Origin of the sequence: Cognatundibacterium jejuense, assembly GCF_014284255.1 — a bacterium.
GTDB lineage: Bacteria > Pseudomonadota > Gammaproteobacteria > Burkholderiales > Burkholderiaceae_D > Undibacterium > Undibacterium jejuense.
Genome location: NZ_JACOFV010000006.1, coordinates 126,519 through 140,817 on the forward strand (window position 1 = coordinate 126,519; position 14,299 = coordinate 140,817).

Annotated in this window: 10 protein-coding genes; 3 read left to right on the forward strand and 7 right to left on the reverse strand. The window is 43.4% G+C overall.

Annotated features, from left to right (window positions below):
* Positions 1-1,401: 1,401 nt before the first annotated feature.
* Positions 1,402-1,860, forward strand: a complete 459-nt coding sequence (locus tag H8K32_RS08295; RefSeq protein WP_222613048.1) for a hypothetical protein — start codon at positions 1,402-1,404, stop codon at positions 1,858-1,860.
* A gap of 21 nt (positions 1,861-1,881) precedes the next feature.
* On the opposite strand, the gene H8K32_RS08300 is transcribed toward H8K32_RS08295, so the two are convergent.
* From H8K32_RS08300 to putA, 7 genes are all read right to left on the reverse strand, one after another.
* The gene (locus tag H8K32_RS08300; RefSeq protein ID WP_222613049.1) at positions 1,882-2,475 is read right to left on the reverse strand and encodes a DUF4166 domain-containing protein; all 594 of its coding nucleotides are present in this window, start codon (positions 2,473-2,475) and stop codon (positions 1,882-1,884) included.
* A complete protein-coding gene (locus H8K32_RS08305) occupies positions 2,472-2,948 on the reverse strand; it encodes a DUF2269 family protein (RefSeq protein ID WP_186912013.1) in 477 nt (158 codons plus the stop codon). Before H8K32_RS08305 ends, H8K32_RS08300 begins: the two co-directional genes overlap by 4 nt.
* A complete protein-coding gene (locus H8K32_RS08310) occupies positions 2,945-3,811 on the reverse strand; it encodes a complex I NDUFA9 subunit family protein (protein WP_186912014.1) in 867 nt (288 codons plus the stop codon). Before H8K32_RS08310 ends, H8K32_RS08305 begins: the two co-directional genes overlap by 4 nt.
* A gap of 288 nt (positions 3,812-4,099) precedes the next feature.
* Positions 4,100-5,128: a helix-turn-helix domain-containing protein gene (locus tag H8K32_RS08315; protein ID WP_222613050.1), complete on the reverse strand. Its 1,029-nt coding sequence runs from the start codon at positions 5,126-5,128 to the stop codon at positions 4,100-4,102.
* A 185-nt stretch (positions 5,129-5,313) separates the two neighbouring features.
* On the reverse strand, positions 5,314-5,988 hold the full coding sequence (locus tag H8K32_RS08320; protein ID WP_186912016.1) for an OmpW/AlkL family protein: 675 nt from the start codon (positions 5,986-5,988) through the stop codon (positions 5,314-5,316).
* 15 nt (positions 5,989-6,003) lie between these two features.
* Complete coding sequence (locus tag H8K32_RS08325) at positions 6,004-7,581, reverse strand: alpha/beta hydrolase family protein (protein WP_186912017.1); 1,578 nt, start codon at positions 7,579-7,581, stop codon at positions 6,004-6,006.
* Positions 7,582-7,953: 372 nt separating this feature from the next.
* Positions 7,954-11,613, reverse strand: a complete 3,660-nt coding sequence (gene putA, locus H8K32_RS08330) for a trifunctional transcriptional regulator/proline dehydrogenase/L-glutamate gamma-semialdehyde dehydrogenase (RefSeq protein WP_186912018.1) — start codon at positions 11,611-11,613, stop codon at positions 7,954-7,956.
* 150 nt (positions 11,614-11,763) lie between these two features.
* On the opposite strand from putA, the gene H8K32_RS08335 reads away from it, so the two are divergent.
* A complete protein-coding gene (locus H8K32_RS08335; protein ID WP_110254407.1) occupies positions 11,764-12,222 on the forward strand; it encodes an Lrp/AsnC ligand binding domain-containing protein in 459 nt (152 codons plus the stop codon).
* 88 nt (positions 12,223-12,310) lie between these two features.
* Positions 12,311-14,284 (forward strand): GAF domain-containing sensor histidine kinase, encoded by a 1,974-nt coding sequence (locus tag H8K32_RS08340; RefSeq protein ID WP_186912019.1) that lies wholly within the window; start codon positions 12,311-12,313, stop codon positions 14,282-14,284.
* The last annotated feature ends 15 nt before the right edge of the window (positions 14,285-14,299 follow it).

The window sequence follows — 14,299 nt, forward strand, 5'->3', positions numbered from 1 at the left end:
ATTAAAGACTTATCCACAAAAAAACGCGACGTTAACCATTACTACTATGTATATATAAACTAAGTTATATAAGTAAACCTGTTTTCGAAAAAATGCGGAAATCTGAACCAAAACAACAAACAACCCAAAAAGACCTTATGTTCTTTTTTAAAAGCAATGGATACGAATTTTTAGAATGTAGAACAAGCTTTGAATTTGGATGGCGATACTGATTTCAAAAAAGCCTGTGTATAAATCAACAAATGATCTCGTTCACTTTTGTAACCTCTTATCTTTTAAAAAATAATCAGCAAAATAAGATTTCATTCAGGCTTAAAAAATATTTTTTCGCGTGTTTAAATAAAGTTTCATTAGCAAAAAGCTTCGACATACTGCTCATCAATCGTAAAAATTCCACTTTTGCAGGTGATTTTTAAAGTTTTTTCTAAATTTTTCCATAAAAAACGACAAATTTAAAAATATTTCTGTGGATAAGTAGACTGATATCCACTGTATGCATTGTGGGTAAGCACAAGTTAACGAAAATAAAGTTTTTTTATACAGATTTTGTCCTGTGGATATACATGCTTTTTTCACTGGGTTATAAATCCTGTAAACAATTGATTCTGTGGATGTATACCGAGTTATCCACAGACAACCCCCACCGTTAACAATAACTACTATTTATATATAAAGTTATTAAACTAAGTGCTATCAACAGGCCAAATTTCAGATTCCCCCCTTATTGAAAAAATCCTTTAGAATCCATCACTTACAGAAATTCCTCCGTTAAAAAAAGGAACGGGGAATTAGGTTTGCCACATTTTTAGGCGATTTTTTCAGGGGTAACTACGGCATGCAAATATCTGCGTTCAGAGGGAAAAAACGGCTTTCTGTTGAAAATAGACATCTCAGAAAAAAGCGTTGATTTGAACATCGATATTGCACTGATTGGACAAGCGATAAACGGAGTTGAAAGTGTCTAACTGTCTGCTTGTAAAACATGCACTTTAAAAATGAGTAGGAAATACCAAATTCAAAAAATATGAACGGCAATATGAATTTTTATACGTTGAAGATCTTGATAACCGCGCTGTAGTCTGGATAAATCAGTATCCAAAAGCGAATATATTTTTTTAACTTTTTTATTGTATTATTTAAAAATAAACATGATGCGAAGAAAAAATACATCCCGTATTTTTCTTGTTCAAAAAAATAAGGTATAAAAATAGAACCTAATTAGTAAATTAATGGCAGAAGATGGAAGATTTTAAATAAAATTAAGAAAGAAAAGGATTAATCATTCATCTGCAACGCAAATCAAACCTGGTGATCGCTCTTAGCATTACGATTGCACTTCATGCATTTTTTTGGTTCGCGTTGAACGTTAAATTACCTTTTCATCACGATCAACAGCGAGTTTTGTCTACGCTGGTCATGGTAAATACGGCGAAACTTCCAGCATCCCCGCGACTGCAAACGTCGGTGTATAACAGTTCAAAGCCTTCGTATCACTCAAGACCTAATCCTGAGTTAAACAAGCATGTTGTTCACAGCGAGTCAGGCAACAATACGGAAAATAATATTTCTGTACAAGCAGACAACATAGAAAGCCAATCTAGTCCTCAGCAAAACGCACTGACACAGCAAGCACACGCAAATGCCGGCAAAATTTTTCTGGAGTTAAGTCAAAAAGAACGTCGCTCCCTGTATCAACTAAAACCGACTACATTTGAAGAAAAGTTGGCCAAAGACATACAAAAATCCGCAATGAAAGACTGCCAAAAAGACTATGCTGACAACCGTAGTACAGCGGTTATTATTTCCTTAACAGCCCTGGTCATCTATGACACGGTGACGAATAAATGCAAGTGGAGATAACACCCGCGCAATTAAACGCGTTTAATTTACAGGCAAATTACCATTATCGACTTTGAAAACACCGGAATACCGGAACAATTGCCCGAATAAAGGATGAACAAGTCGAAAATCCATCATGAAATGGTACTCATCAATAGCCCGCTCTTCTATGCTGGTATGACCGAGCACCAGCGATTCTGGAACAGGCAGCAGCCATTTGCCGATCTTAATTACATAACGTATACCAACATAGCGAATCGTGTCATCTGTGGCATAAACTGCCATTTGCAAACCCAAGAAAGAATTTACAAATTCGATCAATTGATTTCCGCCTGCTGACACCAGCATGCTCTGAAATCGAATAATTCTTTCATCAGGAAAGACAAAAGTTCTGTTCCAGTACTGCTGTTGATGAATGACGTACTTATCCACAGTCACTGGAATTTTCTTGCCACGACGGTTCAATAACGCTCCAAACAAGCGCAGCACATTCAGATAGACCTGCATCTGCCATGGATATTCGATGTCCATGTGTCCCGTCTCGTGTAATTCACCCCTACCGTAATGCGCCTTTAAAGCGACCGGTAATTTGTTCCAATCGTCGCCTAATGCATTTTCTACGAGGCTTTTCATCATGCCACCCCTGGTAAATGTTTGAATACCATTAAAGCGACAACCATCACCATAGAGGCAAAAGCAGGAACGCCTAACCAGAACCACATTTTCGCCAAATGCCAGTAGTCAGGGCTTAAATTTGTTGATTCTTTTAGTGCAAGTTCAGAGATTTTTCGCATACGAATTTGCAAGTAAACAACGGGTAACCAACAAAGACCAGCTAAGGTATATAGGCTCAGACTAGTGATAATCCACGGCCCTGTGATTGACCAGCCAGCGATATGCACCATCAACAAACCACTCACAGGTTGAAAAATCACACAAGGCGTCGTGAAGATCCAATCAGCTAACACCACATGTTTATTGGTGACAGCAATATGGGCAATGACGCGGCTACGATCAGCCATCCATTTGTAAAACGCGCTTCCTAAACCCGTGCCGAATAAAAGCACCATACTTAAAATATGCAAAGTTTTGATCAGGCTGTAGCTCATGATGTTTCTCCATTCATCAGTTTTTCTCTAAAAAATAGTTCAGTTGCAACAGGCGTTAGTGAACGGCCGAGTAGCTTTAATGTTGGAGCAACATCTGCGACATAACTCGCTTCTAACATCCGAAAATTGTCGGGATGAAGTAAAGGGTGCAGAAATCGCCCCAAAAATAAGCTAGCCATAGCGAAGTTGCGTGGAATAGGAATCAAACGGGCTGGTTTCAGATTTTGTGCTCTACGCATCATCTGTAAAAGCTCAGTAAAACCAATTGCTTGTGGTCCGACGATATCAATCGATTGCTTAATTTCACAATTTAGCAAGGCATTGACAACGACGGACGCGAGATCAGCGATGTAAATAGGTTGAAGAAGTTGATGTCCACGATTTATAACCGGAATTACATTTGAGCTCGCTAGTCGCATCAATAGTGAAGTGCTGCTTCCTCCATTGCCACAAACCAGTCCGGGCCGCAAAATCAGCCAGTCAAGATCCAGACTACGCAAAAATTGATCAGCTTTTAGCTTACTGCGATGATATTGCGAAAACGCACCCACCTCAGTTCCTATTGCTGAAATCTGGATTACACGTCGTATTCCTGCTTCCTGACAGGCTTTGAATAAAGCAGTGGGCGCGAGCGCATGAATCGCCTCAAAACGCTGCGTACGGGTCTCTCCAATGATTCCTACCGCATTGATAACGGCATCGATGCCATCCAAATGCCTGAACCAATCGCTCGGTACCAACATGTCACAAAAATTGCTACCGGTGCGGCGTGAAATAGGTTTGACGGTGTGTCCAGCAGAAAATAGTTCATCACAAATGTGACTTCCCAGAAAACCGCTGGCACCAGTGAGCAATATATTCATCTGGATGTCTCCAGAGAATAAACATTTTGGGCAATGTGTTTGGATGGTGAGCTATTTAATAAGCTATCTGCAGCTGTATTGATGAATGATTTAACGAAAGTAAAATTCGTAGCCAGATACGTATTCATTAAGGGCTCCAATATTGCAAGAAGAGCCTATAGTTTTATGGAATGCGCAGGATCAGACTTCCGGAAGGATAAAAATGGAATAGCTTTTGGTTCCAGAATGATCAGACAGGAACCAAAATAGCTTAAAAACGAACTTTTAGCTCTTCTTTTAGCTCTTCTTTTAGCTAGTTGAGGATGAAGAAATTAGCTTGCGGTATTGCCCTGGAGGCATACCTTCGATTTCCCTGAATGCTTCGTAAAATCCTGATTGCGAAGAGAATCCAACATTTAAACCTACCGAGAGTACTGATGCTGAGACTTCATTTTTCAACATGACTTTAGCTGCATTGATACGTTGCTCACGTAAATAACGCGAGAAGTTTTTGCCTAATTTCACGTTTATTAATTCGGAAGTTTGATGTGTACTGAGTTCAAGTTGGTGAGCTAATTCCGCCAGGCCAAGTTCAGGGTTGGTATAGATTTTGTTCATCTGCATCAGTTTATCTAGCTTTGATAATGCCGATGCACAATCGATGTTGTTTAAGGTTGACGAGGCATAACTGGCGCTTTCACGTACTTCAAGCGATAAATCAGGTCTGATACCGAGCGCAATTTGTACCAGAAAAAAAGCCAGACCTATCGCTATTGAATATAAATTAAAAAATAATTTATCTGGCAATGACGTGCGTAATAGCCCGAGAACCGCGACCGCAATGGCAATGATAAAAACGCCACCGAGTAACAGAATTTCATGTTTAAAATTTTCCTTCTCGCTGTGTAGTTGCAATACACTATTTGCCAACCAGGCCAGGTAAGTCGCTCCCAACAGAAATGCAATAGGAAGCGCTAACCATGAAGCCAATAACGGTGAGACGGCAATTGGTAGCAAATGTATTACATCGATCAGTTTAGGGTTTTGTCGAGTATTTTTGAGTAAAATTGGTTTGCTAAATAGAAAAAACGCTGGGGCAATAATAAACAGCAGAACGTTGTAGCCCTTCTCCGATACCCAATTCAGATCTGCATAAAGCCAGAAAAAATGCGTGACTTGCAAACCGCACAGGCCAGCAAGTAAAACCAATCCTATATAGCGCGAAAACACTAAATCCTGATAGTGCTTTTTATTAAAATGCGTGATGGCTAACAGCACAGAGCTACAAAGAGAAAAGCCGATCAACAAAATTGCAATTGCAGTAACTAGCGATATCAACTGAAGGTCCTTATTATGTTCATACTGCTCATAAAACATGGGCGCGTCGTTTCTTATACCCACGTGCCGCAAACCATAGTGCAGTTTACAAACTGGCATAACAATCATAAATCAAATGCATAAAAAAAAACGAGGTTCGAAGAACCCCGTTTTTTTTTGTTCAATACCGCTAATAATGCACGTTATCAGAAGCTATAAGCAATGCCTGCTGAATACAAAATAGGATTCAGCTTAACGTGTGTAGTACGTTGAATACTACCAGTCGTCGCGACCATATCAGTGCTAACGTCCGCAGCAGCGATATTGGCATTGATGTACCAATGGTCGGCGATTTTATAGTTCATACCAATAGTTGCCGCCAAGCCTGTATATGAAGAAAGCGTTACGCTAGTTGGGCCACCAGAAGCAAGATTTCCTGCTGGTTGAGACGTAATGTCATAAAACTTCGTATAGTTAATACCCAGGCCAACGAATGGACGGAACTTTGAACCGCTTTCATTGAAATGGTAATTAGCAAATACCGTTGGCGCAAACTGTTTTACAGTTGTAATCACACCAAATGGCGCTAAGTTGCCACGACCAAAAATATCGTGCTTTGGTGGGATTCCGCCAGCAAGCGCAACGGCCCAATGGTCACTGACCATGTGGGAAAAACCAAACAACAAGGTCGATGCGCTACCAACTGTCAAACCCGCTGGTTGTGGCGTCAAAAATGCCGGGCCGTTCGATGCAAAGTCTGGTGAACTGGAATTAACCGCAATATAACCAAAACCTGCAGCAACCAGATTTTTGTCTTCAGCTACTGCCGACAAAGAACTTAAACCCAAAATAGCACACAATGCGATATGTATTTTTTTCATGATTGCGTCTCCTAATTACTTCGCAAATTGTTGGAAGAAACCTGCAGCCGCAGCATTGCAGAACGGTGGAACCAATGCGCCGTGGTATTGGCTAAGCACTGTTGCTTGAACTTGTGCTGGTGTCTGACCGGCAGCAGTAGCAGCAGCAGCTACTTTAGCTTTGGCAGTTGCAAATCCGACTTTAGCCGCCGCAAATGGATCTGCAGCGCTGGTAGGAGATGAATCAACGTCAAGTACACTTAAGTAAGGAGCACCAAAACCATTCCCTGCCAAGAAAGCTTGTTCAGCTTGAGTACTTGCGAAGAATACTGTTGGATCATTCTTACCACCGCACAGCAGAACAGGAACGGTTGGTACTGGCAGGGTACGCAAATCATTTGCGATCGCTGCTTGTCTGACTGTATTTGCAGGTTTGCAGTTCAACGGAGTTGCTGGCGTTGTCATCGTTGTACAAGGATTAGCTTTGATATCTTGCAAAAATCCAAGAGCAAACGTGTCTGAAACCAAATTACCTGAACCATAGAATGGTGCTAACTGCGCTGGTAATTGGCCACCGTAAGTAACTTGACCAATAACTCCACCATAAGTAGACGAAAACATTGCTGTCGCAGGTAAAGCACCTGACGTATACAAATCAGTGATGCTTGCGTAGTTACCAGGAATCAAAGATTGTATTGTTGCCGCGTATGGTGCTGCATAGATATTGGAAGCATCGCCACCAGCGCCATAGATATTGCCATAGTGTGCTTGCCATGCATTGGTAATCAACGGCAAGAAAGCAGTTCCACCTAAGTTTGGCTGTTGAGCAAAAATTGCGTCAGCCAGTGCAGATGTCGCGTATGGACCAGAACCACCTGCCAACGCTGTTACTTTAAATTCGCTTGAATAGTTATTTTGCATCGATTGTTGCGTCGCCAAAGCAACGTAACCACCTTGGGAATAACCAGTCAGGAACAATTTACCAGAATCTTGAGCACCAATATTTGGGAAAGCCTGGCGTGCAGCGCGCAAACTATCGATGACGTCATTGGATTGCTGTGAGGCATCCAAATAACCAGTATATGGCAAGGAAGACAAATCGTAGCCGGCATAGTTTGGTGCAACAACGATGTAACCTTGCGCAGCAAAAGTAGCAGCAACCAGAACGGCTTCTTGATTTGATTGCAAGTTAGCCATATTGAATGATTTAGTTACTGTTGTTCCATGTGCGTAAACTACCACTGGGCGTGGACCTGCGCATTGTGCGGCAGAGCCAGAAGGAACAAAAATAGCACCAGTAGCTGTAGCTGGTTCGCCTTTGCTACCAACGGTGTTGTACTTCATGTAATACGTAGAAATGGAGCAAACTGGTGTACCCGTAATTTGAGTCAGACCAGGTTGTGCTGCATTTAACATCGCTGCAAATGTAACTGGATCCAGTTGTGGAACGGCTGTGCCATTTGCTTGTGGAATTGGTACCAGATTTGGTGGGTTTGCGACCAGCACACCGCGTGCTGTGCTGGTACTAACTGTTGGGCCGGCAGATCCACCGCCGCCACAGGCGCTCAACAGGGCGGCTGTGAGCAAGCCCAGGGTCAAATTGATTTGACGCATTTTTTTGTCTCCTTAGTAGAATTATTTGCAAGTAATGGAACGGTCGTCCTAAAACTCGTTAATTAGTATCTCACCCGACAATAGGAGTGAATAGCCAATAGAGCAATTCTAGAGGAAATCCTCTCAAAAAAAACAACGCCTCTTGAGCTTTTTGTCGTAGGGCGCAAAAAAAGAGATGATTATTTTTAAATTTTTATTAAAAAGAAAACTTTTTAATAAAAAATTGTATTTTTAATAAATAAAATCAATGAACCTTCTTTTTGCCGCTACATTGGTTCGTGACACAAAAAAGCCCGACAAAAATAACTTTGCCGGGCTTTTTGTTTGATTCCGCATCGTTACGAGCAACACAGAATCAGCATAGGAAGAAGTTTAACTTGCCATACTCATCAAACTCGCATTGCCACCAGCTGCGGTTGTATTGACGCATAAAGCGCGCTCAGCGACCAGGCGCCACAATGGTATCTCGACGTTGTCGTGGGTTTCGATCACGGAAACGATAGCGCCATCACGTTCTGCAAACATCGATTTATACGCATTGAGCAATGCGCCTTCAACCAGCGCGATTTGCGCATCACACTCTTTTGCTTCGGCAGTGTGAATCTGGCTACGTAACTCCGCCGGGAAATTCGCCGGCAGCAAAGCTGCTGATTGCAAAGTCATCACAGCCGTGTTGCCAGTCGCCAGTGTTGCAGCTAATTGATTTAACAAACAAGCTAAGCTAGTAGCAGCACAGAAAACCTGACCGCGCGGCGCAAAAGACAAAGTATTTCTTTCACCGGTAGGCCCTGGTAAAACCTGGGTTACCTTGTATGGACTGTGATGAATATATTGTTCGCCTAACACGGCAAGGTTGTTCAAGCCATTCGCTTTCGCCCATACCAACATTGCATCTAGTGGCGTTGGCGCCTGACGTTCATATACGGTATGTCCACCCAGGCCAATGTGTGGTGTACGTTGCAAACGTTTCAGGTACAGCGGACCACCAGCTTTAGGACCAGTACCGGATTTGCCTTCGCCACCAAATGGTTGCACCCCAACCACCGCACCAACGATATTGCGGTTCACATAGATATTGCCTACATGGGCGAGGCTAGTGATGAAGTTGATGGTTTCATCAATACGAGAATGAATGCCTAAAGTCAGACCAAAACCCGTGCCATTGATCTGATCAATCAGATTTGGCAACTGATCACGTTTGAAACGCAGGATGTGCAACACCGGACCGAAGACTTCTTTTTTCAACTCAGCCAGATTCGCGATCTCCATGACAGTTGGTGCCACAAACGTACCCTGGCGGCAAGATGCTGCTAAGTCCAAGGAGTAGAAGGCTTTTGCTTTGTCACGCATGTAGTCGATGTGCTTTTGCAAATTGCTTTGTGCTTCAGCATCAATCACCGGGCCGATATCAGTAACCAGACGGTCGGGCTGGCCCACGCGCAATTCTTGCATTGCGCCGTGCAACATTTCTATAGTCTTGTCGGCGATGTCTTCTTGCAGACACAAAATACGCAAAGCAGAACAACGCTGACCAGCACTATCAAATGCTGAAGATAAGACGTCATTGACAACTTGTTCTGGTAACGCGCTACTATCAACAATCATTGCGTTCTGACCGCCAGTTTCGGCGATCAATGGAATATCAATGCCTTCAGCGATCGCACGTTTTGTCAAAGTCCGATTGATGATCTGAGCAACTTCCGTAGAACCCGTAAAAATAACGCCCTTGACACGTGCATCAGCCACCAGCTGTGCGCCAACGACCTCACCTGTGCCAGGCAAAAACTGGACAGCAGCACGCGGTACGCCCCCTAGATGCAATAACTGTATCGCCTTGAATGCGATCAATGGCGTTTGTTCAGCAGGTTTGGCCAGTACCACATTACCTGCAGCCAAAGCGGCACTCACTTCACCAATAAAAATCGCCAGCGGGAAATTCCATGGGCTGATACACACGACAGGACCCAATGCCTGGATATTCACCTGTGCTTCTACTTGCGCGGCGTAATAGCGCAAAAAGTCGACCGCTTCTCTGACTTCCGCTAGCGCATTTGGTAAGGATTTTCCTGCCTCACGGATAGCCAGAGCCATGAAATCCATGGTTTGTGATTCCAGTAAATCGGCCGCTTTTTTCAGATAAGACGCACGAGTTACAGGTGCGGTTGCTTGCCACTCTAATGCAAAATGTTGTGCCGAATGAAGCGCATTTTGAACGTCCTGCGTATTAGCTTCCATTACTTCGCCAACTACATCGGATTGATTTGCTGGATTTAATACAGGGTGGCTCGCGCCGATACTAATCTCACCTGCTAACAATGAAGTTGCGGTAATTTTTTGCTGTGCAGATTGGGCGAAATGGGTAGAAATTTCTTGTAAAGTGATTTCATTGGAAAAATCCAGACCGGCAGAATTTTTACGTTCTTTCCCAAATAAATCTGCTGGCGCAGAAATACCAGCATGTGGTTTGCCGCCGAGTTCACGTGCCACTTTGATCGGATCAGCGATCAGGGTATCAATCGATACGCTTTCATCGACAATTTGATTGACGAAGGATGAGTTTGCACCGTTCTCTAATAAGCGACGAACCAGATAGGCAAGCAAAGTCTGATGAGAGCCCACGGGTGCATAAATACGGCAAGGCTTATTCAACTTGTCTTTTCCTACCACCTGATCGTATAAAGTTTCGCCCATACCATGCAGGCATTGGAATTCATAGTCGGTCACACCTGCTTGTTTAGCCCAGGTATAAATGGTCGACAAGGTCAGTGCATTATGGGTAGCGAACTGTGGATAAATCACATCGGTGGCGCCCAATAATTTTTGTGCACAGGTCAGATAGGACAAGTCGGTGTATACCTTGCGGGTATAGACGGGAAAATCACTCATGCCATCGACTTGAGCACGTTTGATTTCTGCATCCCAATAAGCACCTTTCACCAGACGCACCATAAACTTGCTACCGCTACGACGTGCCAGATCAATCAGATAATCGATTACGAATGGGCAACGCTTTTGATAGCCCTGCACCACAAAGCCCAGACCTTCAAAACCTTTCAGATCAGGATCAAATGCGAGTGCTTCCATCAGATCGAGCGAAAGTTCCAGACGGTCGGTTTCTTCTGCATCGATATTGAGACCGATATTGTATTGCTTGGCAAGTACCAGTAATTTTTTCAATAAAGGCAGTAACTCCGTCATTGTGCGGTCACGTTGTGCACGCGAATAACGCGGATGCAAAGCCGACAGTTTGACGGAAATACCTGGACCATCTTTAATGCCACGACCATTTGACGCCTTGCCGATAGCATGGATCGCGGTTTCATACGAGTTGTAATAAAACGCTGCATCTTTGGCGGTCAGTGCCGCCTCACCCAACATATCGTAAGAATAACGATAGCCGCGCTTTTCATTGTCCTGACTATTTTTGATTGCTTCTTCAATCGTTTGGCCGGTCACGAATTGATTGCCAAGCATACGCATCGCCAAATCCACGCCTTTACGGATCAGTGGTTCGCCACCTTTGGCTATCAGGCGGGTCAAGGCGGCACCAAGCCCGGTTTCGCTATTGGTGCTGACTAATTTACCCGTCACCAATAAGCCCCAGGTGGCAGCATTCACAAATAAAGACGGAGATTCTCCCAGATGCTTGGCCCAATCGCCCTTACTAATTTTATCGGCGATTAAACGATCAGCTGTTTGATGATCCGGAATGCGCAGCAAGGCTTCTGCCAGACACATTAACGCGACACCTTCTTCTGAAGAAAGCGAAAACTCGTGCATTAAGGCATCCACGCCGGAGGCGCGAGTACGCTGCTCACGTACCGCACTGACTAATTGGTGTGCGAGTTGTGCAACATCTTTCTGTAAATTGTCATGCGGGTCGACTTGCGAAAGTAACCATTGCACTGCGTCAACTTCATTTCGGCGGTAAACTTGCGTAATAGCTGCTCTCAATGGGCTCGCAGGTGGTAAAAGCTCAGATTGGAGCGCGGAAAATGGGATGGAAGTAGTAGGCACAGTGGTCGCAATCATATAAAAATAATCAAAACAAATATGATTTCATTGTATAGATGCTCTTTGAGGATTAATTCTGGTATTGAGAACATATATCGAAATTTTCTTTTTTGTGAGAAAATAATACCGAATATTATTAACCCCTCACTTGACGATTTTTGACTTCTTATGCTCGACAAAATCAGTAAAAGAATTCTGGCCGAATTACAAAATGATGGCCGTATCAGCAATGTAGAACTGGCGACCCGCGTTAACTTGTCGCCAGCCGCCTGTCTCGAACGCGTGCGTAAGCTGCAAGAGTCAGGTTACATTCTTGGTTATACAGCGCAACTTAATCCACATTTGCTTGATGTGGCTTTGTTAGTGTTTATCGAAGTAGTTTTAGATCGCACCACGCCAGACGTTTTCGATGCGTTCCGCCGCGGAGTGCAAGCCATTCCCGAGGTTCTGGAATGCCATATGGTTGCTGGTGGCTTTGATTATCTGGTCAAAGCACGTGTCAAAGACATGAATGCTTATCGCGATTTCTTGGGTAAGTCTTTATTGCAGCTTAATGGTGTGCGTGAAACACACACTTATGCTGTAATGGAAGAAGTCAAAAATACTAGTTGCCTGCCTATTAAGTAAAAAAATAGGCTAAAGTACACAAACATAGCATTAAATCGAGAACACGTAGAGCAGAAAATTTGTCAGCAAATTCAGATAGGAATCTCCTATGGAACGCCTGAAGAGATTAGAAGCTGTGCAAGATGTTGTGTTAGAAATCAGCCGGATATCTGCGTCCTGCAACGACATCGGTGATTTTCTGCAATCTGTTCATCAATCAATTAGCCGCCTCATGTATGCGGCTAATTTTTATGTTGCAATCTACGATGAGGCGCAAAACAGTTTGCGTTTTGTATATCGTGTTGACGAAGTTGACACCTTTCCTGACGCCTCGCAAAGCTTCACTTTAGCCAGTCCTGAAGAATCTCCTACTGCCTGGGTCATTTTAAATCGTCAGCCACAGTTTATGACCGCTGCTGACGATGAAGCCCGTGAACGAGAAAACCGGGAATGGGGAAATGGCACGCGCGCTCAATATTGGATGGGTCATCCCTTATTGGATCAACAGCGCAGGGCACTTGGCGCCATGGCGATTCAAATTTATGATAAACATCATATCTATACTGAAGAAGATCAGGATCTGTTTGGATTGATTGCCGGACACGTATCCACCGCTCTGCAAAACCTAATGAGTGTTGATCGCTTAGAGCAAGCGGTGAAGCAACGTACGGCTATGTTAGAGCATCAGGTTGAGGAACGTCGTAAAGCAGAATCTTTGCAAAGAGCACTGTATCAAATTGCTGAATTATCGGTCTTTGCTTCCGCTGAAGACAGAAAATTTTCGCGCCTACACCAAATTCTCCAGGAGCTGATGGCGGTTCCCAATTTCGTCGTCGCTCTTTTTCATGAAGATACGCAGGAATTTAGTGTTGAATATTTTGTCGATGAAATTGATGATGATGCGACAGGTAGCCGTTTTCCACTTGGTGCTGGAATGACCTCTTATGTCGTTCGTAAGAAACAAGCGCAGCTCATTAATCAAACTACGCTGAGTGAGTTAATTCAACGTGGCGAAATTCAAGTTTTAGGAAATGTATCAACCTACAGCTGGATCGGCGCCCCCCTGTTTGCTGATGACCGTTTATATGGTGTGATCATTATTCAAAGTTATCAACCTACTTTAACTTATACACAGGCTGATCTGGAGTTGATTGCCTTTGTTGCTAATCACGTTGCTGCCGCTTTTGCGCGTATTACGGCAGATGAAGAAGTGCGCCAGGCTAAATTAGAACTGGAACAAAAAAACAATAAACTTAATTTGGCGCTAGAGAACCTCAAAACCGCGCAAGCAGAATTAATTGGTCAGGAAAAACTAGCGTCGTTAGGACGTCTTGTCGCAGGGGTTGCGCATGAAATTAATACTCCTTTAGGTATATGTGTTACCGCCACTAGTCACATGGTGGAAGAATTGAGTTGCATCAAAAAAGATTTTGCGGAGGGTAATTTAAAGAAAGATGGACTGACCGACTTTTTAAGTGTTCTCGATCAGGCTTTACGTATCACCACCACCAACATTCAGCGTGGTGCGGATTTGGTGAAAAGTTTTAAGCAAGTCGCCGTAGATCAGTCTTCGGAAAGCATACGCGAGTTCGATATGCATCAATATCTGGAGGAAGTCTTATTTTCTCTTCAACCAAAATTAAAGGGGAAAAAATTCGAAGTCAGTTTGGAATGCCCGAAGGGCATCAAAATGAAAACCTATCCCGGTGCTATTTCTCAAATCGTCACCAATCTGATCACCAATTCTTTATTACATGGTTTTGAGGGCGCAGATAAAGGGAAAATGCAAATTCATGTTGAGCTCGACGACGAGAGTCAAGGACACGTCGTGTTGCATTATCGCGACGATGGAAAAGGGATGACGAGTGCTGAACTGGAAAAGCTTTTTGAGCCTTTTTATACGACCAAGCGGGGCAATGGGGGAAGTGGCTTAGGCGCACATATTGTTTATAATCTCGTAACCGGGCCACTTGCTGGTCAGGTCAAAGTAAAGAGTGAGCCAGGTCAAGGATTGCAGTATCACATGAAGTTTCCGCTACATCGAATTATTCACCCTAATATCGCTGCTATAAATTCTGACTGAATTGACACACGGTGT

What these genes read in the sequence shown, in the direction of transcription:
- H8K32_RS08300 (WP_222613049.1), bottom strand. Translation starts at nt 2,475, where the DNA reads ATGATGAAAAGCCTCGTAGAAAATGCATTAGGCGACGATTGGAACAAA.
- putA (WP_186912018.1), bottom strand. Translation starts at nt 11,613, where the DNA reads ATGATTGCGACCACTGTGCCTACTACTTCCATCCCATTTTCCGCGCTC.
- H8K32_RS08335 (WP_110254407.1), top strand. Translation starts at nt 11,764, where the DNA reads ATGCTCGACAAAATCAGTAAAAGAATTCTGGCCGAATTACAAAATGAT.
- H8K32_RS08310 (WP_186912014.1), bottom strand. Translation starts at nt 3,811, where the DNA reads ATGAATATATTGCTCACTGGTGCCAGCGGTTTTCTGGGAAGTCACATT.
- H8K32_RS08325 (WP_186912017.1), bottom strand. Translation starts at nt 7,581, where the DNA reads ATGCGTCAAATCAATTTGACCCTGGGCTTGCTCACAGCCGCCCTGTTG.
- H8K32_RS08305 (WP_186912013.1), bottom strand. Translation starts at nt 2,948, where the DNA reads ATGAGCTACAGCCTGATCAAAACTTTGCATATTTTAAGTATGGTGCTT.
- H8K32_RS08320 (WP_186912016.1), bottom strand. Translation starts at nt 5,988, where the DNA reads ATGAAAAAAATACATATCGCATTGTGTGCTATTTTGGGTTTAAGTTCT.
- H8K32_RS08340 (WP_186912019.1), top strand. Translation starts at nt 12,311, where the DNA reads ATGGAACGCCTGAAGAGATTAGAAGCTGTGCAAGATGTTGTGTTAGAA.